The 25,329-nt window shown below is 42.3% G+C and carries 19 protein-coding genes; 5 read left to right on the top strand and 14 right to left on the bottom strand.

Going from position 1 to position 25,329, the window contains the following annotated elements; all coding sequences use genetic code 11:
• From BLS59_RS21220 to BLS59_RS21250, 7 genes are all read right to left on the bottom strand, one after another.
• Positions 1 to 1,356, bottom strand: coding sequence for a RagB/SusD family nutrient uptake outer membrane protein (locus BLS59_RS21220; RefSeq protein ID WP_091152355.1), 1,356 nt, complete (start codon positions 1,354 to 1,356; stop codon positions 1 to 3).
• Positions 1,357 to 1,377: 21 nt separating this feature from the next.
• Entirely contained in the window at positions 1,378 to 4,908 is a 3,531-nt protein-coding gene (locus tag BLS59_RS21225; RefSeq protein ID WP_162842724.1) for a SusC/RagA family TonB-linked outer membrane protein, read from the bottom strand.
• Positions 4,909 to 5,072: 164 nt separating this feature from the next.
• Entirely contained in the window at positions 5,073 to 6,236 is a 1,164-nt protein-coding gene (locus tag BLS59_RS21230) for a FecR family protein (RefSeq protein WP_091152358.1), read from the bottom strand.
• Positions 6,237 to 6,306: 70 nt separating this feature from the next.
• On the bottom strand, positions 6,307 to 6,900 hold the full coding sequence (locus BLS59_RS21235; RefSeq protein WP_091152360.1) for an RNA polymerase sigma-70 factor: 594 nt from the start codon (positions 6,898 to 6,900) through the stop codon (positions 6,307 to 6,309).
• Between the two features lie 269 nt (positions 6,901 to 7,169).
• Positions 7,170 to 9,905, bottom strand: coding sequence for an outer membrane beta-barrel protein (locus tag BLS59_RS21240; protein ID WP_091152362.1), 2,736 nt, complete (start codon positions 9,903 to 9,905; stop codon positions 7,170 to 7,172).
• 20 nt (positions 9,906 to 9,925) lie between these two features.
• Positions 9,926 to 10,951 (bottom strand): FecR family protein, encoded by a 1,026-nt coding sequence (locus BLS59_RS21245; RefSeq protein WP_091152364.1) that lies wholly within the window; start codon positions 10,949 to 10,951, stop codon positions 9,926 to 9,928.
• A gap of 92 nt (positions 10,952 to 11,043) precedes the next feature.
• Positions 11,044 to 11,580: an RNA polymerase sigma factor gene (locus BLS59_RS21250; protein ID WP_091152366.1), complete on the bottom strand. Its 537-nt coding sequence runs from the start codon at positions 11,578 to 11,580 to the stop codon at positions 11,044 to 11,046.
• Between the two features lie 616 nt (positions 11,581 to 12,196).
• On the opposite strand from BLS59_RS21250, the gene BLS59_RS21255 reads away from it, so the two are divergent.
• From BLS59_RS21255 to BLS59_RS21270, 5 genes are all read left to right on the top strand, one after another.
• Positions 12,197 to 13,417: a site-specific integrase gene (locus tag BLS59_RS21255; RefSeq protein ID WP_091152367.1), complete on the top strand. Its 1,221-nt coding sequence runs from the start codon at positions 12,197 to 12,199 to the stop codon at positions 13,415 to 13,417.
• 979 nt (positions 13,418 to 14,396) lie between these two features.
• The gene (locus BLS59_RS32550) at positions 14,397 to 14,531 is read left to right on the top strand and encodes a hypothetical protein (protein WP_262492968.1); all 135 of its coding nucleotides are present in this window, start codon (positions 14,397 to 14,399) and stop codon (positions 14,529 to 14,531) included.
• 324 nt (positions 14,532 to 14,855) lie between these two features.
• A complete protein-coding gene (locus BLS59_RS31730) occupies positions 14,856 to 15,029 on the top strand; it encodes a hypothetical protein (protein ID WP_162842725.1) in 174 nt (57 codons plus the stop codon).
• Positions 15,030 to 15,085: 56 nt separating this feature from the next.
• On the top strand, positions 15,086 to 17,392 hold the full coding sequence (locus BLS59_RS21265; protein WP_091152369.1) for a PAS domain-containing protein: 2,307 nt from the start codon (positions 15,086 to 15,088) through the stop codon (positions 17,390 to 17,392).
• A 216-nt stretch (positions 17,393 to 17,608) separates the two neighbouring features.
• Complete coding sequence (locus tag BLS59_RS21270) at positions 17,609 to 19,060, top strand: PAS domain-containing sensor histidine kinase (protein ID WP_091152372.1); 1,452 nt, start codon at positions 17,609 to 17,611, stop codon at positions 19,058 to 19,060.
• Between the two features lie 577 nt (positions 19,061 to 19,637).
• Here the strand turns inward: BLS59_RS21270 and tal are convergent.
• From tal to BLS59_RS31740, 7 genes are all read right to left on the bottom strand, one after another.
• The gene (gene tal, locus BLS59_RS21275) at positions 19,638 to 20,732 is read right to left on the bottom strand and encodes a transaldolase (protein WP_091152374.1); all 1,095 of its coding nucleotides are present in this window, start codon (positions 20,730 to 20,732) and stop codon (positions 19,638 to 19,640) included.
• Between the two features lie 192 nt (positions 20,733 to 20,924).
• Positions 20,925 to 21,086, bottom strand: a complete 162-nt coding sequence (locus BLS59_RS31735) for a hypothetical protein (RefSeq protein ID WP_162842726.1) — start codon at positions 21,084 to 21,086, stop codon at positions 20,925 to 20,927.
• A gap of 11 nt (positions 21,087 to 21,097) precedes the next feature.
• On the bottom strand, positions 21,098 to 22,042 hold the full coding sequence (locus tag BLS59_RS21280; RefSeq protein WP_091152375.1) for a manganese catalase family protein: 945 nt from the start codon (positions 22,040 to 22,042) through the stop codon (positions 21,098 to 21,100).
• A gap of 91 nt (positions 22,043 to 22,133) precedes the next feature.
• Complete coding sequence (locus tag BLS59_RS21285; protein ID WP_091152377.1) at positions 22,134 to 23,729, bottom strand: alpha-amylase family protein; 1,596 nt, start codon at positions 23,727 to 23,729, stop codon at positions 22,134 to 22,136.
• 8 nt (positions 23,730 to 23,737) lie between these two features.
• Entirely contained in the window at positions 23,738 to 24,427 is a 690-nt protein-coding gene (locus BLS59_RS21290; protein ID WP_162842727.1) for a YetF domain-containing protein, read from the bottom strand.
• Positions 24,428 to 24,432: 5 nt separating this feature from the next.
• On the bottom strand, positions 24,433 to 25,116 hold the full coding sequence (locus BLS59_RS21295) for a DUF421 domain-containing protein (protein WP_091152381.1): 684 nt from the start codon (positions 25,114 to 25,116) through the stop codon (positions 24,433 to 24,435).
• Positions 25,117 to 25,154: 38 nt separating this feature from the next.
• Positions 25,155 to 25,322, bottom strand: a complete 168-nt coding sequence (locus BLS59_RS31740; RefSeq protein WP_162842728.1) for a hypothetical protein — start codon at positions 25,320 to 25,322, stop codon at positions 25,155 to 25,157.
• Positions 25,323 to 25,329 lie beyond the last annotated feature (7 nt).

The raw sequence follows: 25,329 nt of genomic DNA on the forward strand, positions 1-25,329 counted from the left end.
TTAATTTTGATTCATTCCACTTAACTGAACGACTTTATTTGGCAAGGGAAAGGTAAATTTGGCATCATTGGGAGTTAGCATGTAATTCTTTCCATCTACTATTCTCGTTAGAGTTTTAGAGAATGCTGTTTCTTTGTTCAAACGTCTGAGATCCGCCCAGCGTAGATTTCTGAAAACGAGTTCTTTCCGCCGCTCTTCCAAGACTGACCTTAGAGCAGTTGACGAATCGTTTGCAGTAATTGGGTTGAATGTTCCTGTTTTCCATCTTTTTAACAAAAGTGAATTTAACTTATCCATTGCATCTGATATATTCCCCGTCCTCGCGGCACATTCAGCATAGATCAAGTAAATTTCGTCCGTCGCAATTCCTCCAAAACAGACCCGAGAGCCGTCATAACTGCCCTTAAAAGTAATATTACCTATACCTCCGTTTTTATAAAAGATAGTCCGTCTCAAGTCGTTATTATTATATAGCGCATATAATTCATCACTCACCCTTGCGTAGCTTGTTCCGTAGGCAGTTAATTGGAATAAAGTTGCATGAAACGTCACCTCATCATTGTAACGGCTTATCGGATAAGCCGCAGAAGCTGAAAGATTATTAAAATCCACTAAAGTCGGGGATAATTTTAAGCAGGCGTTCGCAAAAACCAATGCTTGTTGGTAATCCCCCATTAACAAATATGTCCTGGCCAGAAGGCCATTTGCAGCAGCTTTATTAGGGGTAGTTTTGAAATCAGATGTTAATGGCAGCAACCCGACTGCTTCCTGAAGGTCTTGTAAAACCTGTGCATAGGACTGCTTTACAGTAGCTCTTGTCGATTTATCCGTGATGTCAGGCGTAAGCCTAATCGCTATTCCTAAATCAGCAGCAGATGTGGATTCGTCATAAGGTTTGGCAAACTCCTGTAATAGCTGGAGAAAAGAATAAGCCCTAAAGAACAAAGCAGCCCCTTTAATACTGTTCCATTGTGTTTGAGTGGATGCTGTTGGTGATATTGTTTTGATGGCATCGAGCACAAGATTGGTATTGAAAACCACTTTATAAGTTAGCGTCCAATCGTTTCGATCATTATCATTAAACAAATCCCTGCCCCATATATAGAGATTAGCAGAGGTTGGTTGTGCCTGGCTTAATGTCTTCCATTGGCTGTCTGAAAGATAAAAGTTATCTGAGCCTATTTCACCCGCAGATGCCGATTGCTGGTTCATGGTATTGGTATCATAAAGCAGCAATTTTAGATTTTCCAAATTATCTTTTGGCAAAGCCAGCGCATTATTCGGCTTTTCATCAAGGTATTTTTTACAACCTGCCTGACTAAGCAGCAGGATGATGAATATTAAATATTTTTTCATGACGTTCTATTTTTTTGATAACTAAAAGGATGTTTTAACTCCAAAAGAAAGGCTGTAAGAAGGGGGCAGGTAACCGGAGGCAAAATCCGGGTCTACACCTGATTTAGTCGCTTTCCATAACATACCTAAATTCCTTGCATAAATATAAAATTGAAGGTCGCTCAGTTTTAATTTCTTAATTAAAGAGATTTTAGGTCGATAACTTAAATTCAAATCCTGTAAACGGATGTTATCCGCCTTTTCTACCAGAATGGATGAATTGCTGTAGAAATCATCTCTTTCATAGCTATTATCATCAATTGTAGGCATTGATGGAACGGAGGTATGTAACTCATCACCGGGCTTTTGCCATCTAAGCGCAAAATCGCTGTTCCCAAAACCGTTATTATAAAGAGAATAGTATGAAATTGATGTCTTTCGGAAATAATAGCCCAATCGGTAAGTAATATTAATATACAAGGAAAATCCTTTGCAGGAAAAAGTATTGGAAACCGAACCAAAGAATGGAGGCAAAGCCGGCCCATTATAGACTAAATCATTTAAAGGGGTTTTACCGGTAATTGTAGCATAATCCTTACTTGGAACTCCATTAACAATGCCCATTGGTTCACCAGTTTGGGGATCAAGGCCGGCCCATTTATAGCTTACAATATTATATACCGGCTGTCCAAGCACTGGCGAAACACTCAATCCTGAACTAATGATACTGCTGCCGTTGGCCGAAGTATTCTGATAAGCGGTTATCTTGTCCCTGTTGTAGCTGAAAAGGAAGCCGGTTTGCCATTTAAGACCTTGATCGATATTCTTGGTAGTCAGCTGCAAATCAAAGCCATTGCTTTTCATATCAGCCACATTCCTTGTAATTAGCCCGGTAGGTATCCCAACCGTAGGGTCAATAGGCTGTCTTCCAATAAGGTTACTGCCTTTTTTCTGATAATATTCCAGGCTACCTGACAATACATTATTTCTTGTTCCAAAGTCGAGTCCCAGATTAACAATGCCGATCTTTTCCCAACTTAGATCAGGATTTGGGTAGGTAGATACAATGGCATACGGCTGATTATTCAATCCGCCGGAAGTTTGCAACAGGGAGGCTACCGCTGTTAGATTTCTTGACAGGTTGCCATTAAATCCATAAGTTAACCTCAGTTTCAGGTAATTAACCCAGCCTGTCGGATAGAATTGTTCATTGTGAATGTTCCATCCCAAGCCAGTAGACCAAAGCGGAACGCCCTTCTGATTACTGTTAACCCCGAATAAGTTCGATTCATCTTTCCTCCCGCTTGCAGAAAATATGTATCTGTTATCATAGGTATAGGAGGCATTTGCATAAACGGATGTATATCGGTTAGTGAGATAAGAAAACGAAGTACGGTCTGGTATCCCTTGTAGATTTCCGCTGTCATAATACTGCGGAAAACGGCTAACATGATCTACGGGAACACTCGTCAGGCCGCTTTCATTATATCCATAGGTGGTTGTACCATTACTATTTGTCCGTATCTGCCTTATTTCGCTGCCAGCCAAAACATTTAGATCATTTTTATTCCACCTGTGATTATACTTTAACTGCAAACGACCAGTTTGAGCCGCCTGGTAAGTATTGTTAGTGGTAAGTATCGCTCCTTTAGGCAGAGGAAATGTTAGATTTCCGCTGCCATCATCCTGCGTAAACCGGTTTACAAAATCTCTTACGTAATAGGAATCCTTGCTGTACAGATCTGTAAATTCTGTAGCCTGGTTTTCATACTGGTATTGGGCCTGTAAAGTTAGACTCTGGTTAATCAAATAATCTCCATTAAAACCTAATAAGATATCTTTTAGATTAGTATTGTTTTTTCTTTGATTAAAATCATCCAAGGGTCTATACGTCCAATCAAGTAAGCCTTTCGATTGAGCATCAGTTATAAAAGAGGTGCGGTAATCAGTAACGATGGCTGACGGATTGCCTTCAGCATCAGCAAATTGAGCATAGGGATATAAGCTTTTTGATAAGGCGGACGGTAAGATGGCTGTATAGTCCGGCCTCCCTAACTCATTGGAAGATCGCGTGTAAGAAATTACCGGATTGATCTTTATTTTATTGCCAACATTAAATGTATTATCTGCCCGCACACTTAACCGGGCGTATTTGTTTGCCAAATAGTCGGAATTATGGTCATAGCCGAGTGAGTAATAATAGGTTGACCTGTCGCTACCACCCCGCGCGTTCAGGGCGTACTGCTGGTTAAAACTGCTTTGGTACAAATACTTTTTGAAATCATTTCGAACGTCAAGTTTTCCCAATGCATTTAATTGGTTATTCAATTGTGCCTGTGTAATGTTGCCGTCCCTTTGATTGATCATCAATTCGACTGCGGGAGTAAGTGGTGGATGGGTAGGGTCATTTTCAGCAGCATCATAAAACCCATTTGAAAATAAATATTTCTCCACACCGATAAAGTCTTTTGAAGACATCATGGGAATTTGGAAAACATTGGGTCTTTGGCCAACAGTTACATTAGCGTTGAATGAGATCTCCGTCGGGCGATTTAGTGCTCCTTTTTTTGTGGTGACTACGATCACGCCATTTGCCGCCCGAACGCCCCAAATTGAGGCTGCTGCCGCATCTTTTAAAATTGTAACGCTTTCAATGTCATTTGGATTGATACTGCTAATATCACCATCATACGGAAAGTTATTTAATACGATTAGTGGCTGCGCATCTGCATAAATGGTGCTCAACCCCCTGATATTAATCCTCCGCTCCGTTGTTCGCTCGTCGAATGACACACCACTTGCGATGCCCTTTAACCTCGAAATGATGTCAGTAGTAACACTTGAATTGATAGCTTTTTCATCAAGCCTTGTAAAGGAACCGGTGGCGCGCTCTTTCGGTATTGTTTGGTAGCCGGTACTTACCAACACTTCATTTAATTTACTGCTTAATGAATGAAGTACAATGTTTTGATACGGCAAGTTATCTTTAACAGTAATAGTATACGCTGCATAACCAATAAATGATATTGTAATTTTGTCCTCCGTCTGTGAACTGATACTAAACGTTCCATCGTCTCCTGTAACAGTCGAAGTATTTTGTGTATTATTCTTTATTGTTGCACCAGGCAAAGGTGCTCCGGCAGTATCGGTTACTTTGCCTGAAACGTGGATAGGGATCGCCAAGGCGGTTTTGATCTTATCGAAAAAGGAAGGTTCTTTCTTTGAAATGACAATAGACTTATCTTCAATAGAATATTCCAAAGACTGGCCCTCAAAGATCTGTTTGAGCACACTTTTAAGATCGGCATCTTTAACCTGAATACTAACGGGCTTAATATCCTTTAAGACATCATCTGAAAAAACAAAGTCATAGCTGGTTTGAACACGTATCTGATCGAACACTTTCTGAATCGGCACCTTTTTTTCGGACAAAGTGATTTTCTGTGCAAAAGTGCTTGCACTTACCTGTAGGATAGCTATCATCAATAGTAGCGTAGTAAGCTTCATAACCAGCAGGATTTTAGCTGTACAGCGTGGTGGCCGCACAAAATTTTTAGGGTAAAATTTGTACATTTGTATGCATTGGTTTAATGCGTTGTGCCTTTTCATTTCCAGATGGGTCAGGCACCTCGCGGTTTCGTTAATAGTTTGTTTAAATTATTAGGATAGCCACGGCTTAGCCCAGGATCGATTGCTTTCGATCCTGGCTTTTTTCAGGGTTATCTTTGCGGTATAATCTACTCTTTTACGATAACCCTCCTTTCCTCAACAACGAAGTGAACGGCCTTAGTCTTACTTAGCATTTTCAGTACCTGGCTGATATTTTTAAAGCGGGAGATCTTTCCTGTAAATGTTTTTGATTTGACATCTCCCTCATAGGTTACTTCGATATTATACCATCTGGATAATTTCCGCATGATACTTTGGATATTCTCTTTGTTAAAATCAAAATCGCCATTTTTCCATGCCACCGTTTCTTCAAGATTGGCATCACTGATCGATAAATTACTATTGGTTAAAACCGCTTGCTGGCCCGGTCTTAGGACTTTAACCACATTATCAGCCGTTTCAGTTACCTGAACACTACCCTCCAAGAGGGCTGTTTTAATAACAGGTTCGTCGTCATAAGAATTGATATTAAAGTGCGTACCTAAAACCTGTACCTGCTGTCTATCAGTTATGACAATAAAAGGATGTGCTTTGTCTTTGGCAATCTCAAAATAAGCTTCTCCCGCTAATTTAACCTCCCTTGATTTTAACGCAGCGAATGAAGCCGGAAAAGTCAGCGATGATGCGGCATTTAACCAGACATGGGAACCGTCCGGCAAAACGACTTGGTATTGTTCGCCTCGTCCGGTTGATAGGGTGTTGCTTTTGGTTTCTCCGGTGGCATTGTTATTTTTAATGGAATAAACCAATTGGCCATTGGCCGTTTTGGTAATCGTTACGCCAGCCTGTACAGCAAGTTTGCCATTAAGGGCTCCCGATAATATAATTTTCTGACCACCTGCAAGTGTTAAGGTCGCAGTATTTTTACCGGGAGTTATATCGTTTACTGCGTTGTCGGCAAATTGATCAGTTTGGCGCTGTTGTATAAGAAAGTAACCCCCGAATGATAAGCAAAGGATAACGGAGGCCGCTATTAAAATGCGTGTCCATTGTGGATTTTTAGTTTTGTTAGCCGGAATGATATTTGGTTGTTCAACCGGATTGATCCGACTGTGGATGCGCCCGAAGACCATTTCCCGGTAAGTTTCTTTTTGCTTTTCATCCAGGTTGTCGATATACCCCGCCTTTTTCTCAAATGCATTATACAATAGATCCAACTCCTGCATTTCTGCTTCCGTGGCCAGGTCATTTTTTAATTTCTCAATTAATTCGAATAGTCTTTGCTGGTTCATAGCGATGCTTAATACCAACAAGTCGCACTTGTCGGTAAAAACCGCTATTCAAAAAGTGTATTTTTTGCTTTTATTTTCGAAGAAGGTAAAAAAACACCAAAGCTATCTCTAAATGATATTCTTTAAAGTCTTTTTCCAGAATGTGCATGGCTTTACTGATGTGTTTTTCAACGGTACTTACCGAAATACTCAATTTGGATGCGATAGATTTGTTGGAAAGATTCTCCATTCTACTCATAAGGAATACTTCCCTGCATTTTTCCGGCATTTTTTGTGTTGCCCGGTCTATCTTTAGCGCCAGTTCCTTGACTTGCATCTCATGTTCGGGAGTTAAGCTAAGTACGCCGTTTTGGTTGAGGACATTATCGACGTATTTGTTATGGATATATTGTGAGCGGAAAATATCAAATATTTTATATTTCAGTGCATTTTTAAGATAGCCATCCAAAGAGTATGTTATTTTTAGACTTTCTCTTTTAATAAAAAGGCTCACAAAAAGGTCTTGTACCACTTCTTCCGCTGCCTCTGTTGAATCAAGACGTTTGTAAGCGGTATCTAATAAAACAGTCCAATAGCGATTATACAGCTCCTTGAACGCAAGTTGATCGCCAGACCTTAAAGAGTCTGCCAATTCCTGATCGGTAAGTGTAGTGTAAGCTGCCATTAACCCGGTTCCAAACTGCAATTTACAGAAACTTAACAACAATTTAAAAACAACATAAGGTAAAGCCTATTTAAGTAGGTTTGAAAGTTGTTGTTTGAAGTTATTGCATTAATGTCTCCCTTTTCGACCAGAGATTAGAAAAGAGTTTATAAATAATGTCTTCATATCCTCCCGATTACGCATTCATTTATAGGCGTGTGCATGGAGCAGCCAGAAATAGCGGTCGCATATGATGTTAAATTTTATAAATCACTTCGACTGTCGTAATATCATTTAATCCTGTCTAATTCTTCCTTATTGCTCTGTACCTTTTTAGGTGCGGTTGCTTTACCACCGAACTTATAAGAAAGGCTCATATTAAAACGCCGGTTTTCGTTCCGGTTATAATACGTACCATATAATCCCTCAAATTGATTAACGCCCTGATTAATGTAAGTATAGAAGATATCCGTCACCCCTAATTTGATGGTGGCTTTATTATCCAATAAACTATACTTAAATGCAACATCCGCACGATACTTACTATCAATGGTGCGGGCCAATACCACCCGTTTTGATTTATACAGGTTTAGTACCTCTATAGACATTTTTTGCGTAAGCTGAAAAGCATTTAAGATGTTAAAGTTATAACCCGCACGTTGCACATCGATGAACGATCCCAGGTAAGGCGTTTGGTAAATATCGTAAAAAGCATCGCCATTGGCCGTCAGGTTCCACCATTTAAATAGCTCTTTGTTGTAGCTGATGGATATATTCCAGGTGTCATAGTTCTTGAAATTAGCCACCGTTTGTTTAGTAGCGCCGCTACTGTCTGCCAATGAAGTAAAATAATTATAATAGTCGCTTGTCCGGCTGTAGCCTAAACTGATATTCAGATCTGTGTGATAATTATAATTTAGCTCTAAGGAGTGCGTAGTCTCCGGTTTGAGTAAAGGATTTCCCTGCGAATAAAAATACGGCGACGAATAGTCAATAAAAGGATTGAGATCTTCATAACCCGGCCGTCCTATCCGGCGGCTGTAGGAAAAACTTAACGCATTGAAACCAAAATTATGCAGTAAAAAAAGGCTGGGGAACAGTTGCAGGTAGTTACGGCCGACTGTTTGCCCGGTCGTAAGGGATTTACCGGAATAGTGGGTGTTTTCTCCGCGCAATCCCGCCTGGAAATCGGTTTGCTTCCCCAACTTGGTGACATAATTGATATATAAGGCACTAATGTTTTCATGGTAATCAAAGGTATTGGTACGGTTGGTATCTATAATAAGTTGACCGCCTGAATTACCGGATTGAAATAAAATATCGCTATTGGAGTGCGTAAAGGCGGTCTTTGCCCCGGCTTCCAGTTTCGTTGTTTGATTGACAGGGTAACTATAGTCCACTTTTGCGGTGAGCAGGTCAATGGCAACCGCAGCATCGTTTGATATATTTTCAGGGCTTCTGATTTGATCTCCTGCTGAATCAAAATAATTATTTTGATAGGTATTGGGATTGGCAGAGCGATAACTCGTATAATCCGCATTGAATAAAAGCAGGTGACCGTCCGGGCCCAATACATGCCGGGAATTGATATTGAGGCCATAAGTATCGTATTTACCAGACCCGTAATTCAAAGAAGTAAGGCTGGAATCCCGCTGATGGGTTGAATAGTTGTTAAAGTTGACCGCCTGCAAAAAGTCAGACCGGCTCCGGTTAGTATTCAATGTCCCCAATATACCTATCGTGTTTTTATCGTTCAGATCATAATCTGCACCCAACCTTGCGTTATGTGCATCCGACTTGGAATGGGAAGTTTCATCCTGATGGTAGGTTAAGGGCGGTTGTCCCGTAATGATCTTATCGCTGAGGTATTGGCTGATGCCTTTATTATGCTGATAACTGTAATTGCTAAACAGGTTTAGTCTCTTTAATTTGTAGTTCAATGTTAATCCCTCTGTAAACCGGGGATAAGTTCCTACAGTGATGCCGGAAGTGATCGTACCATTAAAACCCAGGTTCGTGCCTTTCTTTGTTTTTATATTGATGATACCGCCTTTTCCCTCCGCATCATACTTAGCCGACGGATTAGAGATCAGCTCAATTTGAGAAATAGAGCTGGCGGGCATACTTTGTAATAAACTGCTGATCTGTGAAGCTGATAATTTGACTACTTTGTCATCGATCATCACGGTTACCCCTTGTTTACCTTTTAAACTGATCTGATTGTTGTCTACCGATACCCCTGGCGCTATTTCGAGTACATCGCTAATAGACCCTCCGGTGGCCAGTGCACTGCTTTCTACATTAACGATGGTTCGGTCTATCCGGCGCTCAAACAAAGGCTTCTTAGCGGTTATTTTTACTTCAGCCAGTTGGTTCGCTGAAGCTGCTAAAATAATAGGTGGTACTGTTACTTTGCCATTGGCTAAAAGCTCAAAGGGTCGTGAATGATTTTTTAAATATCCCATCTGCGTAGCACGGACAAGGTAACGTCCGGACATGATGTCTCTGAATTGATACCGGCCAGATGAATCAGCCAGCGTACTTTTTACGATACTGGAATCTATATCGAGTAAAGAAATAGTACTGTATTCCAATGGATGGCTTGCTTCATCAATTACAACACCGCTGACCGAAGCATGTCGTGTCGTATCAGGAAGTGAGGGTTGCAGGCCGGTGCTATTTGCAGGATTCGCTGGGATCGCGACACGAGCCATTTTAAAGAGTGCATAGTTATCCTGATCTATGGCATAATAACTTATGCCGGCTGGTTGGAGCAATTCGGACAATACGGTTTCCAGTTTTTGCGCTTTGAGGTTTGGCCTGTCGAGTTCAACCATCTTGCTGTCAATCAAATCAGTTTCATACATAAAGCTGACATGAAAAGTCTTACTTACCTCCTGTAAAGCATCCTTTAGTTTCACAGCAGATTGCGGAACCGCATGTTGTTGTGCATCCGCGTAAGCGCAGTTAATAAGTAACAATATAATGAAAAGAGAAATTGTAATGTGGTATTTGAAAATAGTCATGTGGATAGATCGGTAAGTGATTATTGGACAATAAGCGCGTGATTGGCCTCATCTTTGTTGATGGACACCCCTAAAGCCAGGGAAATGCCTTTAAAAAGCTTTTCCTCGTCATTACTGGTAAACCTGCCGCTTATCTTTTTAAGTTTGATCTCCGGCCGTTTGATAACCACTTTATACCCATAAATATCTGCTAACTGGTCAAACAATTCACCGGCGGTAATTTGCTCAAACACCAATACACCATCCTTCCAGGCAACCTTGTTCGCTGGTTTCATCTGCTTCCGAATGATCGTATCCTGTCTGGCCTGGTATTCCAGTACATCGCCCGGTCGCATAATTACCGGGGCCTTATGACTTGCCGCCAACCCCATGCTTACTTTACCGCTTATCAATGCCACATTGATCAGCCCCCTGCGGTCATTGACATTAAAGATGGTGCCTAACACCTCGACATCGATTTTGCCTGCATGAACTACAAAGCGGTCGCCTGAGGTAATCTTTCCGGCCTTATGCAGGTGATTGACCTTAAAGTAAGCCTCACCTGTTATCCAAACCTCTCTTACCTGTTCTTTATTCCAATAAGGGGTATATTGCAGTTTACTGTTCGCATTAAGCGTTACTTCAGAACTGTCAGGAAGAACAATGGTTGTGATCTGGCCGTAAGCTGTTGCAATCTCTGTTTTTCTGTTGATATAGAAATAGAATGCTGCGCTAAATAAAAAACCGATAAGCAGCGCCGCTGCCGCGCCGCGCATCCAAATGGGAATAATACGGGTTGTTGTTTTATGCTTGGATGTTTGCGCTGTTATCTGCTGCCAAAGCTGTCGCTGTTCATCTTCAGCCATCCGTTCTTCCTTAAATTGAAGTGATAAAACCAGTTGCCGGGCTTTTGATATAAGAACTGATAAATTTGGATAGCTGTTTTGTATCGCATTCCAGTATATATTTAGTGGTTCTTTAGGGAGTAAGACCCAATTAATAAACTTTGGATCATCAAGCAGGTCTTGCAGAGTATAGGTGTTAAAATCGGTATTCCTCTTTTTCATAGTTTGCCTTTCAGCTCCGATTAGCCGCAACCTTGCTTTTTTACCCCAAGTGCATTGATTAAAAATATCTTTTATCTACAACCATCTATATATCAACGAAATAATTTCGAGGAAAATAAAGCAAGCAGTATTAAAAAGTCATTATGGTCAAGCTTATCCCGTAAAGCATCAATTGCCCTGCCCATCACTTTGTATGCTCCCTTGACAGAAATATCCATCACCTCCGCGATTTCCTCATAGTTAAGCCCCTCGTAAAACTTTAAAAAGATCGCTTCCCGCTGCCTGGCGGTAAGCTGTTCAAGGGTGGCTTGCAGCCTGCTTTGCAGGGCGGCGTTGTCCTCACCGATAATAATTTCGTCTTCAATAGTAATGGAAGCATGGAAAGCGTAATGTTCGGCCTCTTCATAACGCACCTGCTTTTGAATCATATTCCCTTTTTTGAACAGGGAAAGCCGGAAGGCCTTAAACAGGTAGTTCCTGACATTTGCCGGTTCGCTTAAATGTGCCCGGCGTGTCCATAAGGTCACGAACAGTTCCTGGATGCATTCTTTGATAAGGTCTTGATCATTTGTAAACTTCGAACCATAGTTGTATAAGCTGTTTGAATATAACTTGTATAGCGATTCCATAGCTTCTCCGTCACCTTTTTTTAAAGATAACCAATAGTACTCCGGCGCGGTAATATGTAAATTTCGCGTGTTGATATAAAAAGATTTTCGGCTATTATAAGCATTTTATGATAAGTTGAGCATATTAGTGACATATAAACTTAAGTAAAGCACTTACAAGGGTTATAGGCCAAGCCAAGGCTCGAACATTTTTATTATAATGCCTGGCACTCCAAAAATCTGGCACAGTTGAAAAAGTTGCGTTTATAGCTAAAAGAAACACTTTTATGTTAAATGCTTTAGAATTACACCTCAAATACGTATCTTTGTAGTGTAGCAAATGCAGTTAAAACGTATTCAAGCACAGTGAGCTATTCGTGTAGTTCGGAAGGCTGACGCTTGTAAGATGCTAAAAACCTGCAAATCAAATGATTGCAGGTTTTTTTGTTTATATCAAAACACCATTTTATGCACCCAATTGCAACAAAAAAGATGCAAATTCGGTGCGTACCTAAATGGAAAAATGCTACGCACCGAATTGCTTATAATTAATTGATTATCAAGATGTTCAATTATTAAACATCTTGATAATAGCAGGCTACAAACTTACTTTTGTTTCACTTTTAAGCTTGTAATTATGAAAAGTAATTTCCACCTGCTTTTTTACCTGAGAAAGCAAAAGAACTACAAAGGCGGCCCTATGGCCGTCTACATGCGCATTACCGTAGATGGTAAACGCGTAGAAATGTCTGCCGGACGTGAATGTGATCCGGCCAAATGGAACAGCCATGCCGGTCGGGCCATCGGCGCAAAAGAAGAGATCAAATCGCTTAATAATTACCTGGACAGCCTGCTAACCAAAGTTAGAAATGCGCACCAGGTGCTGATTGATGCAAACCAGCGCATCACCACTGAAAGCCTGCAGAACCAATTCACGGGAAAAACAGAAAAGAGTCGCTATCTGATGAAACTGTTTGCCGAACATAATGCGAAAGTAAAAGCGTTGATTGGTAATGGATTTGAGGCGAATACATTAAAAGGATACAATACGTCTGAAAAACACCTTACTGGCTTCCTGCAAAAAAAATATGGCAAAACAGATATAGAGATCAGCCAATTAAACTACGCCTTTATTACAGGATTTGAGTTTTACCTGAAAGCAGACTGTAAGATTACCGGTGTATCTGCCGCCAAGTACATTAAACATCTTAAAAAAATAGCTAATCACTGTATTGCTAATGGCTGGCTAAAGCAAAATCCATTCATCAATTTTAAATCCACTGCTAAGGCAAAAGAACGCACTTTTCTTACGCAGCAGGAACTTGATAATATTACGACATCCCCAAAGATTACGATTGAGCGCCTGAAGCAAGTAAAAGATATTTTTGTTTTTTGCTGCTACACTGGTTTGTCTTATGCCGATGTCAAGAAGCTGAAAAGAAATGAGATAGGCATTGGCATGGACGGCGAACAATGGATATTTACCAGCCGTCAAAAAACGGATACATCTTCCCGTATACCTCTGCTCCCTGTAGCTTCAGCAATATTAAACCGTTATCAGGATCATCCACAATGTGAAAATAAAGGATTGCTATTACCTGTATTGAGTAATCAAAAAATGAATGCTTACCTCAAAGAAATAGCTGATCTATCGGATGTTCATAAACATTTGACGTTCCACCTGGCGAGGCACACGTTTGCCACAACTGTTACTTTATCCAATAGTGTACCGATAGAAACAGTCAGCAAAATGCTCGGCCATACTAATATCAAAACTACACAGCATTATGCTAAGATATTGGATTTAAAAGTCAGCCAGGACATGGCAGCTCTCAAACAGAAATATCTAACCATTTAATAATTACAACTCTATAAGGTGGCAAAATGGCACCCTATAGAGTTTATTCCCATCTTATCCTTTCAATCTAAAAAAATGGAAAATCAATTGATACCTGATGAAATCATCATGAATAAAATCTATTATATCCGTGGGCATAAAACGAAAACGAATCTGCTTTAAACCTGATAACTTATAGACAAAATCATTAGTTATAGGTGGCGCAATCCACTAACGTCACAGTATTAATTATACAACACCAAATTTGAACGAATTAACGCGGCTAAATAGATAAAACAGAATTTTAAACATTGATGGCGCAATTGCTACATCAATTTACTTTACTGAATTGAATAATTACATTGTTTTTAGGTTATCACAAGTTGTGATAACCTTCTTAAGTCTTGCAACTTTACTGAGCAAATATGCGTTTGAATTTTTGGCTTTATAACCGTCTATTATTTTGAATGCTAATAACGTTTAATTTGGGTAGTCTTTGGATAACGAGACCAAAGTTGGACAGGTGATGAATATCGCTCATAACACTGTAATTTTCAACGCTTTACAAATTAAAATTTCAAGTACTTTCCGAATCACGCAATGGATAAATGATTCTAAATCGTTAAAACAAATATATGATAAATTAGAATTACAGTGTAGTTAATATATGGTTATTCAATTTTCTTCTTTAAAATAAACTTTATCACAATTAATGCTAAAAACCTTTCCCACTTACCGGCAGGCGTGACCCGGCAATTCTGTAGGATGTATAAGATTAATGTCATTTGCATATTCTCGATTTGCGAATTAAGGGTAATGCTACATTATGAAACAGCAACTAGTTCTTTTACCAAAGCCCAAAAGCTGCTTAATGGCCTGGGTGAGAACATTAAGCTTGCCCGTTTACTTAGAAAGCTGAACACTACCAAGATTTCAGAACGAACTGTCATTAGCAGGGCTACTTTATGGCAGATCGAAAAAGGGCACGCCTACTGTAGCCATGGGAGCTTATTTCCAGCTGTTATTTGCTATGGGACTGGAAAAAGATTTCCTGAAACTGGGGTCCGATGACGAATTAGGCAGAAAGCTACAATATGCCGGTTTACTAACTAAAGAACGAGCCTCTAAAAAATAGTCTTATGGCAAAAAGAAAAAGCGATTGTCCTAGGATTTGACATCAGCAAACTGAAATGGATGGACTACCAACCAAACAAAATATGGGAAACAACATGATATATTTCCGGATGAGCAAACGGAAAGGCCGGTGCCAAAAGAAAGCCCGGAAATACGCGAGCCATCAGATCCCCGGGAACCGGAGTGCCGCAGGAAGACCCGCAAATTAGTCCGAAGAATATCCGCCGGAAGTTAATCCTTCTCCGGAAACACAGTTGAAGCCGGAGATTAAATAGTTTAAGAGGTTTGGCGTTAAACCAGCCTGCCTTACAACTGTCCATAGGTTATGGAAAACGAAAAGTACTCGCAATACGGTGCTGACCAAGCGGTTTATGACCTGCCTTATTTCACTAAGAGGTTCAGTGTAAGCGAAGAAGAAATCAAAATGGCGATTATAGAAATTCATATCGTCGTTGTCGCTAAACGTATTCGATTGAACCATGCAAAAATGTCAAATTAATAAAGCATTGTAACCAATAATTAAATTTCCCGTTTAAAACCTCAGGGAATAAAATTATGAGGTACGGAGCATTCAGGATTGCGGTTGTTTATTTAGTAATCAGTTTACTTTGGATCACTTTTAGCGACCATATCTTGTTTTTCTTTCAGCACCGATTAAGTGCAGACCAAATATTAACGATTAGTTCGGGCAAAGGCTATTTTTTTGTCATAGTAACTGCATTACTGCTCTTTGCTATCATCAGGTCCGATGACAGGAAGTTAAAGCAAAGTGAGCAGCAGTACCGGAGCATGTATGAGTCTAATCCCAATCCGATGTGGATTTATGAGCCAAGCAAGTTGAGAATTATATCAGTAAATGATGCTGCAATAGCCGCTTACGGGTATAGCAAAAATGAGTTCCTGAAAAAAACTATTTTGGAGATAAGACCGCCGGAAGATGCGGAAAAGGTGATCGCTTCAGCCGCTCGTTTAGAAAACAGTATCAATAATAGTGGCATCTGGCGGCATCTTAAAAAAGATGGAACTATAATCTACGTTAGTATTACCTCCCACAAGATCAGCTTCAATGGTCAGTCGCACGTTATGGTTCTGGCTAGGGATATGACGGAAACCATCCTGTTTGAAAAAAAACTCGAAAATATTAATAAGGACCTGCAGGAGGAGAAACGGAAACTTAGCGAAACCCAGCTGATCTCCAGGATAGGCGGCTGGGATTTTTTTCCGGGAGAACAGAAACTGGTTTGGTCAGATGAAATATATGAGATTGCAGGTATCCTGAAAGAAGACTTCAGGAAGCCCTTCGACCTTTACCTGGAACATATTTTTCCGGAAGATCGGGCGATGATGATCAACGCCCTCAATGATCTGATTGCTAATGGCAAGCTGCTGGATGTAACGCACCGGATCACCGGTATTGACGGCAGTACACGATATATTCGGCAACTTGCCAAAATTGATTCAGGCAGTCCGGAAACATTAAAAATTACCGGGTCGCTTCAGGATATTACCGAACTGAAAATGCTTAAGGAGGAAAGGGACAGGTACCAACTAAGTTTTGAGAGCACCCTGAACAGTATGAGCGACGCTTTTTTTGCGTTAAACCGGGAATTAATTATTATCCGGACGAATGAGGCATTCAGGATACTAACCGGTAGGGATAGCAACGATATTATTGGTCGTAGTATATTCGATTTGTTTTCCAAAGAGCAGAATGTTTTCTACCCGGTTTATCAAAAAGCGCTTGAAGACCGCGTCATTTGCGAAAAAGAAGATTATTCACTTGTATTAAATAAATGGATCAAACTGGCAGCCTATCCTACCGACGAAGGTGTCGCCGTATATTTCACTGATATTAGCGAACAAAGATCAAAAGACGCCAGACTGAAAGAAGCAGTAGAAAGGTATGAATTAGTCGCTCAGGCAACACGGGATGTTGTTTATGACATGAATATGCTGCAGGACCACCTGATCTACAATACCAGTCTTACACACCTTATCAACGTACTACCAGAAAACATCAAGTATAACCTTGAATGGTGGCGAGGGCTGATTCATCCGGATGACCTGGCAGATGTTGTGCGGGGCCAGGAGTTGATCATTAGGGAAGGAAGAACCAACTGGGAGTGTGAATACAGGCTGAATTGCGGAAACGGAATTTACAAATACATTATCGATCAGGGGTACTTCGTTTATGATGAACAAAAAAGAGCAATTCGTCTGATTGGTGCGGTCAGAGATATTGATGCGCTGAAGCGCTCAGTTCATGAAAACAGGCAGTTGGCAGATATGATTACCAGGGTCAATAATATGATCATCGTCACCGATCCCTACCGCAGGGTTAGATGGGTAAATAAAGCTTTTGAGGATATGACAGGTTACAATCTCGGCGAGATTGGCGGCAAGGTACCGGCCGGTTTTTTAAGCGGACCCGAATCTTCTGAAGATATGTTAACCGCTCTCCGTGTCAAACAGGAGCTGCTAGAAGTTTTTTCACTCGACGTTATAATTTATACAAAAGAGCGCGTCCCATTATGGATATCTGCAGAGTTTACACCCTCGTATGATGAAAGTAAAAAGTTTCAGGGGTATGTGACCGTTTGCCAGAACATTACTTTCAGGAAAGAAAAAGAAGCGGAGACTAAACGGCAGCATGATTTGCTGCGAAAAATTGCATGGATGAGTTCACACGAGATCCGGCGTCCTGTCGCAACGATCCTGGGCCTAGTGGATCTCATGAACCAGGCAGAGGATGAGGCAGAAAGAAACGAAATACTTCCCCTGCTCAACAGGTGTGCAACCGAAATGGATCAGATGGTACACGAGATAAATAATGAGATAAAAAACGTTGAAGAATTACATTGAAGTTATTTCAAGACCAGCAAAGGGTTCTGCGCATTGAATAACCTTGATATGTAAAAGTAAACTTCTTAATTAAGTTCCAGTCAGTTACCGGAGCTGCGTCTTATAGGTACCTGTGCTCGCAAAATTAAGGACGAATTGATGTAAGAAAAGAAGACAATTTTTAAATAATTCAAACCAGGGTGAGGATGTGCCTGTTATCTAACGGCAATTACCACTATGGAAACGAATTTAGAACGAGACGATTATAAAGACAAATTTAACGAGTGCGATACCCGTTTTGAGGCAGTATTCGGCCTGACCACTGCAGCCAGTAAGATCATCGACAGCGAATTAACGATCCTAAAGGTGAACGAAGCATTGACGGAACTGATGGGTTACAAAAGCGAGGAACTAGTTGGCACACGGATTATGGATTATGCCTGCGAAGAAGATAAGGAGCACTGGCAAGAATTGCAGGAGGCCATGTGGAAAAAAGGCAAGCCTAACTTTAAGCTCGATGCCTGTATCATTAAAAAGGATAAGACCGTTGCCTGGGTGCATGTTACGACCATCGCCTTTAAAGAGAACGGTGTAGCTTATGCTTATACGATACTGGATGATTTTACTGCATGGAAAGCCTTGCAGGAAAGCGAACAGCGGCTTACGATGGCGCTGACGTACTCAAAAATGGCGGTGTGGGAACTGGACCTTGGTAACCGTTCGATCAGCCGTTCTGATGGCTTTGATCAGCTTTTCGGTTTAAGCGCAACCACCGATAGCTGGAACGAGGAAACCCTGCTCGCTGTATTTGTCCCTGATGACCGCGTAAAACTAAAAGAAATGCTGGATAGCGTAAGACCCGGACAGCAGTTTGATTTCCAGGGCTGCATCCAGACACCAGCCGGGATCATTAAGTGGATCAACCTGCAGGGGCGCGCCGAAACTACATCGCAGGGAAAAGAACGTGTACTCGGCACGCTGTATGATATTACCAAGGACAAGCTGGCGGAAAGAGAAAAAGATGATTTTATCAATATTGCCAGCCATGAGCTTAAAACACCGCTGACCGCATTAAAAAGTTCCCTGCAATTATTGGAACGCATGAAGGACGAACCTACGCGGGCGCTCCCAGCCTTATTGGTACAGGCTGGAAAAAGCATGAATAAAGTTACGGGCTTAGTCGATGACCTGCTTAATGCGGGCCGTATCTCCGGCGGGGAATTAGATCTGAAGAAGACACGATTCAATTTATCGAAAGCAATTGACGAGTGCTGCCTCCATGTGACTTCGGCAGGAGTTTTTCAGATCGTCACAGAAGGGGTAAAAGATGCACAAGTGGAAGCGGACTCTGAAAGGATACAGCGCGTAATCGTAAACCTGGTGAATAATGCCGTTAAATATGCAGCGCAATCCAGGGAGATTGTCATTCGTGTAGACGAGGAGCCAGGTATCGTTAAAGTGTCGGTGAGCGATAAAGGTCCGGGCATCGAAAAAGAAAAAGTTCCCTACTTATTTTATCGCTATTACCGCACACATCAAAATAGTGGTCAGAATTCAGGTCTTGGCCTCGGATTGTATATTTCTGCCGAGATCATCAAAAAGCATGGCGGGAAGATTGGCGTTGACAGCCAGTTGGGCATCGGCAGTGCCTTCTGGTTTACATTGCCGGCTTTCAGCGAGAAGCATTAGTTTAAATTCAGGCAATTTGTGAGTGAGGGTGCCGTAGTTGAATTGTAACCGGTGAAAACATTACTCGCCTATCGACCGTAGCCGAGTTACAACTGAATTCAATCTTAATGAACAGCCCGGGTGACGGCTCGAACTTATTTTTTCATCGATTAAAGATGACCATGTAGCCACAAAATCAATTTTAGTTGTTCTTTACTCAAACGTTAATTTACATAATATCACTCCAAAAAAAGATTGTATAGTTGTATCGTTAAATATATAAGACACGATAACTTACTTGTAATAGGCAAGTTATCATTTTTAAGCACTCCCTAAAAGAATCCTCGTTAAATCATCCAATCTAAAGAGAGGCTCTTGTAAGAAAATCCAATATTTAAATTAAACAATTTTCGTTAGGTGTTGTCGACCTGGTGTTCTTAATTAGTTTTTCGGTAGGGTGTCGGCCGAAAGTAGTCATCGATTCTTTTGGTACTAATCCAATTAGTGTTATTTTTATTATAAAAACAATAAGATCTTTCGGGGACAATCATGAGGCATCTTCGATTGCAACCCATTTACAACCCACCCAAAAACCGCTCTACCCTTTTCTTTTTTCGGAGATGGCACTCAGCATCGTTTCAAAGGGCTGATTAAATTTTTTGATGCCTTCCTCCTCTAATTGCTGCGCTACTTTCTCCAAGTCAATACCTGCATTTTTTAATTGACGCAATAGATTGCCCGCAATTTCCAAACCTGTCTCCAGCGTAGCGTTTACTACCCCATGGTCGCGGAATGCATTGATTGTTTCCAGTGGCGCGGTGTCGACCGTATCACGGCCAATGAGTGCTTCCACATATTTGGTATCCCTAGAGGCGGGGTCTTTGCTGCTGGTGCTAGCCCAAAGTAACCGCTGCGGTTTGGCGCCGCGTTCCTCCAGTTTCTGCCAACGTTCACCGCTAAAAACACGTTGATATATTTCATAAGCTTTTTTTGCTAAAGCGATAGCGGTTTCACCTTTGAGATCTTTCAATCCTTTTTCTTCCAGCATCGGATCTACCAGCAGATCAATACGGCTCAGGAAAAAACTGGCTACAGAGGCAAAATGATCAACAGGCTGATCATTTTGGAGCCGGTCCTCCAGTCCGGAAATATAAGCTTCAGTAACCGCTTCGTACCGCTCCAGCCCAAACAGTAATGTAACATTGATATTTAGCCCTTCACCAATCGCCTTGCGGATAGCGGGCAAACCCGGCAAGGTTCCGGGGATTTTAATCATAACGTTCTTCCGGTCTACTTTTTTCCATAGCTCCAGCGCCTGGGATATGGTGCCTTCGGTATCCAGCGCAAGCGCAGGCGAAACTTCCAGGCTGACATACCCATCGGCACCAACAACTTTATCATTATAAACGGGTTCAAAAATGTCCGCCGCCTTTTGAATGTCGCTAATCGCAAGTTCAAAGAATAATTGTTCGTCAGTTAATTCGCTTTGACCGGGCCTTTTAATGTCATCATCATAATCTGCACTGGACGATATTGCCTTTTCAAAAATGGCCGGGTTGGAAGTAACTCCCCGGAGGCCATCTTCCTCGATCATTTGTTTTAGTTTCCCCGAGCGCATGATTTGGCGGTCAATAAAATCCAGCCAGATACTTTGCTTAAACTCATAGATTTGTTTTACTTTATTTTCAGCCATGATCTTTTAATTTTAAATAGTGGTGTGCTGCTGCTTTATGCATTTCAGCAGCGGTCAGTAGCGCTGACCCCGTTATAAATCCATTGCGGAATGTCGAACCGGTAAGATACCCCCCACACCAATTTTTTATTTATAGCGAACCCTACCGGGTCCACCATAACTTATTACTAACATTGATTTGTTTTTAGATGATTAGCCCGCGCTACTGTCGTCTGTCAGGTCGTCGGCCAGAAAAGTTTCGGTAGCGCCATCATCGAGTTTGACTACGATCTTGTTGCCGATGGCATCTACGACTTCGCCTTTGCCTTGAGATGTGATCACGCGCTGGCCTTTCAGGAACAGGTGTTCATTCATCGCTTTAAGTTTTATTTCTCCTCTATTGCGTAAGTGCTCCACTGCGCTACGCCTTCCGGCTCGCTGTTCCTCACTTCAGCGCTTTTTACGGCGCTCATTTCTTTGTCGTGTTTTAGTGTCTCCTTCAGTTCTTTATCGAGCGCTTTGTCGGTTTGGGTCAGTCCCTGGGTCTCCTGGATATGTGCGACCGGGTCGGCGATATAGCTCCATTCTTTACCCATGCCCGGCATTTCACCTTCGTTCCATGGGCCGCGGAAAGTCGTACCGTTCGACAGGTTGAAATATTGCTGGGTAAAGCGCGGGTCTGCGCCCAGTACTGCCGGCGGGAAGTTGGGCTGGATATCGTTCAGCGCAGCCTCGAACATTTTATAGTGAGCCACTTCACGGGTCATCAGGAAAGACAACGATTCTTTTACGTATGGATCATCCGTAAATTTCATGAGATGCTCGTACACCAGTTTGGCACGCGATTCGGAAGCCAGGTTACTACGCAGGTCCACGGTTAGGTCACCGTTAGAATGGATATAGGAAGCGCACCAGGGAATGCCCTGGCTGTTACGTGGGGTTACACCGCCGCCGGTAATAATGCCAAACTGCGGGTTGGCAATTAAGGCTTCGTGAATAATGCTTTCTTTAGCGCCTTTGCCGTTCATGACCTGCATAATTTCGCTTTGGTCGGCGGCGTCTTTCAGTTCGCTGTTGACGCCATTAAGCAGCATTTGGATCGTGGCACCCACAATCTCCAAATGGGAGAATTCCTCAGTGGCGATATCCATCAACATATCGTACTTATCTGGATGCGGCATCTTAGCGCCAAATGCTTGAGTAAAATACTGCATGGCCGCGGCCAGTTCGCCGTTTTCGCCGCCAAATTGTTCAAGCAGGAGGTTTGCAAAACGCGGATCAGGACGAGAAACCCTGGCGTTAAATTGTAGGTCTTTTACATGGTGAAACATAAGGGTTGATTTTTTAAAGGTAATACAGTAATAACCTCAAATAGTGCCTGCCTGTTTCAATATTTTGAAATTAATTTAATTAGAAATTAAATTACAAATGTTGCCACACTGTGCCGTAAGTCGCCAGGTGATATATTCGGCCCTTGTAATTAAGCTCTTGAGGTTTGCGACTGAAATTATTTATAATCAATGCCTGCTTTCCGTTACTGCTGTAAAGCAGGGCGAGCACAGTATCCGGTGTTTTCAGAACCTGCCAGGCGCCATTATCAATCTCGGGAAAGGCCTGTCGTTGTTTAATAAGCGTACGGATTTTATGAAGCAAGGAAGTACTGTCTTTCGTTTCGGTTTGTACATTAACTTTTTGGTAGCCATATTCCGCGCTGCTGATCAGTGGCCGGAAAGGCTTTCCTTTGGTAAAACCACCGTTTACTGTACTGTCCCATTGCATCGGCGTGCGTATAGCCAGCCTTTCTTTCAAACGCAGGTCTTCCCCCATCCCAATTTCTTCACCTTCGCGGATGACCGGAGTACCCGGCAAGGAGAACAAGAGACTGTAAGCAAGATTTATTTGTTTCGGGTCGCCCCCAAGCATGGTTGCTAACCGGCGACGGAGGCCACGCTTGTATAACTGCATATTGGTATCAGGTCCCATTTTTTGATAGACTTGGTTCAGCTCATGTTTGCTAAGCCTGCCTAGGTCTATCTCGTCATGATTGCGCAGAAACCAGGCCCATTGTGCAATGCCCGGTTTAACCTGTGTTTGCGTTAATGCCTTTTTAAATTGACCGGCATCGCCGCTGGCCAGCGCTAAAAAAAGGTATTGGTTCGCATAAAAATTGAACATCATTTGTAGGCCCTCGTGATGGCCGGTAAAGTACTTTCCATTGTCTTGGGGATCAACATTCGCCTCCCCGAGTAGGACTGCCTGCGGGTTGTGTTTGCTGACAAATCCGGTTAGCTTATGAAGGATATTAAAATCGAATCGGGGCTTGGCAGCGTCCTTACGCGGGTCGTCGATAATAAAGGGTACCGCATCCAGCCGAAAGCCGTCCATCCCCTGATCCAGCCAGTAAGCCAATACCCGCTCCGCTTCCCTGACCACCGCCGGGTTCTGGTAATTCAAATCTGGCTCAAAATGATAAAAACGATGAAAAAAGTATTGATGGGAAAGCGAATCCAGGTGCCAGCTATCTTTTTCAACAACCGGAAAACCCATCCCCTTATCCCAGTCAGACGGCCGCTCTTTTGACCAAAGGTACCAATCCGGCTTTTGCCTGAACCAGGGGTGTTGAATAGATGTATGGTTGAGCACGATATCCATAATCACTTTTAAATGCCTGGCCTTCGCCTGCCGCATAAAAATCCTGAAGTCTGCTGCCGTACCTAGCTTAGCATCTATTGCGGTATAGTCGGTGATGTCATAGCCGTCATCTGCCAGTGGCGAGGGCTGGAAAGGCGCCAGCCAAATTGTATTTACACCTAGTGCGCTCAAATAATCAAGGCGGGAGATCAACCCTTTAAAATCGCCTTCACCATCGCCATTGCTGTCCTGAAAAGTCTTTACGTCCAGGTTATAAATAACGAGGTGCTTATACCAGGCGTTTACTTGCGCTTCCAGCGGCGGCTTTGGTTTGCAGGCGGAAAGCCCGGCTGAAATTCCCAATATCAAAAGCAATTTTCTCATCATTATGTTATTTATTTAAAAGCCGCTTGCCATTCCGTATGGCGACAATGCGGGCAGGAGGTTGTCGGATCAATGGTTTTCGGTTGAAGTAAGCCACAACTAACACAGGCGTACTGAGTTACCGATCGGGTTAAGCGCTCACAAAATTCACGGTCCCAGCTGGGTAAGATCAACAATCCCTCATTTGGCTCTTCGTTTTTGATTAGGGTAAACGCGCCGTTTGCTTCCATGTAAAAACGCTTGACGCTACCCAACTGCCGCACACCTGAACCCCGGAGTTCGGCCATCAGGCGTTCACGGGAAATGCGTACTTTTTTCAACACCTCGAGGTCAATCACCGCGTCGTTAACCAAAATATCCAGCTTGCCAATAGCGTAACGTTCGAATTTTTCGTTGCGGAAAGCAAACGCCGAGATCCAGCGCTCGATATACACCACTAAGAAAGCAATGATCACTGCCGGTAGAATACCCCGGTCTGCCGAGGTTAGCGGCGTACCTATGGCTGCGGCCAGCGAGACCATGGCCACCAACTCGTTTCGGGTGAGCAGTCCGCTCATGCGTTTCCCCATCATCCGCATAGCGAACATCAGCAGCAGGTAAATGATCGCTGCACGAATAATTAATTCGACATAGAAGCCGCCTGGTACTTCACCGAAAACGATGCGCTGCCAGTCTGCTAAATGTATCTCTTCTTTTTTCATAGTGGTTAATTCACTGCTCTTGTCCATTCTCTGCAACCGCAGTCGTTGCAACTATCATTTTCACTAGTTTGCTGTACCATTCCGCAACTGCGGCATGCCATCAAATCTTGATCTTCGGTTTGCATAGTTTGGATCTTTGAATCGTCTGGCGGCAGGACGGAAAGACCGGGTTTAGGCTCAGCGGCCGAAAAGATGGAATACATACCACTGGCTTCCAGGTACATTCTTTCCACTAAGCCCAGGTTATAAATCTTTTGGTTGCGCAGCTGCGCAAATATCTGTTGCCTCGAAACACGGAATTTCTTTAGTTCGTCAAGTTGTAAAACCCCGTCTTTTATCAACGTACCTGGACGGCCTTGGGTAAGCTCCTCAAAATGACTGTTTAATACGCCGATATAGCTAATACCACGTTGGAAAGCTAACGCGCACAGCAGCAACAGGAAACCTGCCAAGATACCGTGGTCAGGCAGCTGCATCGAAGCGGAAACGATGGCACCAAGGGTAAGCATGACCGATAACTCCATAATGGTCAGTTGCCCGCTCATCCGCTTACCAAGCCAGCGCAGTGTATATAAAAGAAAAATATAGATGATTAACGTGCGAATAAACACTTCCAGCAAAAAAAAGGGCGGGGCTTCCCCAAACAGGATGCGCGCCCAATCATACAAACGGATATCCTCTTTTTTCATAGACCAGCAGGTAGTTCAAGTACATTACTTTTCTAAACTTAATTTTTTCCGCGAAACATCGAAATGATCCAGATAACAATGGCAATAACAATGATTACAGCGATGATGCCGACAACCGCACCGGCCTTAAAGATGCCGGCGATAGCATCACAGCTGCTGAACAGCAAGCACAGGCTTAGAAACAGGAGTATATTTAATTTTTTCATATAACGA

Source organism: Mucilaginibacter pineti (genome assembly GCF_900101875.1).
Lineage (GTDB): Bacteria > Bacteroidota > Bacteroidia > Sphingobacteriales > Sphingobacteriaceae > Mucilaginibacter > Mucilaginibacter pineti.

Coding starts and splice junctions, on each gene's coding strand:
- BLS59_RS21220 (WP_091152355.1), bottom strand. CDS start 1,356: ATGAAAAAATATTTAATATTCATCATCCTGCTGCTTAGTCAGGCAGGT.
- BLS59_RS21225 (WP_162842724.1), bottom strand. CDS start 4,908: ATGTACAAATTTTACCCTAAAAATTTTGTGCGGCCACCACGCTGTACA.
- BLS59_RS21230 (WP_091152358.1), bottom strand. CDS start 6,236: ATGAACCAGCAAAGACTATTCGAATTAATTGAGAAATTAAAAAATGAC.
- BLS59_RS21235 (WP_091152360.1), bottom strand. CDS start 6,900: ATGGCAGCTTACACTACACTTACCGATCAGGAATTGGCAGACTCTTTA.
- BLS59_RS21240 (WP_091152362.1), bottom strand. CDS start 9,905: ATGACTATTTTCAAATACCACATTACAATTTCTCTTTTCATTATATTG.
- BLS59_RS21245 (WP_091152364.1), bottom strand. CDS start 10,951: ATGAAAAAGAGGAATACCGATTTTAACACCTATACTCTGCAAGACCTG.
- BLS59_RS21250 (WP_091152366.1), bottom strand. CDS start 11,580: ATGGAATCGCTATACAAGTTATATTCAAACAGCTTATACAACTATGGT.
- BLS59_RS21255 (WP_091152367.1), top strand. CDS start 12,197: ATGAAAAGTAATTTCCACCTGCTTTTTTACCTGAGAAAGCAAAAGAAC.
- BLS59_RS32550 (WP_262492968.1), top strand. CDS start 14,397: ATGGGAGCTTATTTCCAGCTGTTATTTGCTATGGGACTGGAAAAAGAT.
- BLS59_RS31730 (WP_162842725.1), top strand. CDS start 14,856: ATGGAAAACGAAAAGTACTCGCAATACGGTGCTGACCAAGCGGTTTAT.
- BLS59_RS21265 (WP_091152369.1), top strand. CDS start 15,086: ATGAGGTACGGAGCATTCAGGATTGCGGTTGTTTATTTAGTAATCAGT.
- BLS59_RS21270 (WP_091152372.1), top strand. CDS start 17,609: ATGGAAACGAATTTAGAACGAGACGATTATAAAGACAAATTTAACGAG.
- tal (WP_091152374.1), bottom strand. CDS start 20,732: ATGGCTGAAAATAAAGTAAAACAAATCTATGAGTTTAAGCAAAGTATC.
- BLS59_RS31735 (WP_162842726.1), bottom strand. CDS start 21,086: ATGAATGAACACCTGTTCCTGAAAGGCCAGCGCGTGATCACATCTCAA.
- BLS59_RS21280 (WP_091152375.1), bottom strand. CDS start 22,042: ATGTTTCACCATGTAAAAGACCTACAATTTAACGCCAGGGTTTCTCGT.
- BLS59_RS21285 (WP_091152377.1), bottom strand. CDS start 23,729: ATGATGAGAAAATTGCTTTTGATATTGGGAATTTCAGCCGGGCTTTCC.
- BLS59_RS21290 (WP_162842727.1), bottom strand. CDS start 24,427: ATGAAAAAAGAAGAGATACATTTAGCAGACTGGCAGCGCATCGTTTTC.
- BLS59_RS21295 (WP_091152381.1), bottom strand. CDS start 25,116: ATGAAAAAAGAGGATATCCGTTTGTATGATTGGGCGCGCATCCTGTTT.
- BLS59_RS31740 (WP_162842728.1), bottom strand. CDS start 25,322: ATGAAAAAATTAAATATACTCCTGTTTCTAAGCCTGTGCTTGCTGTTC.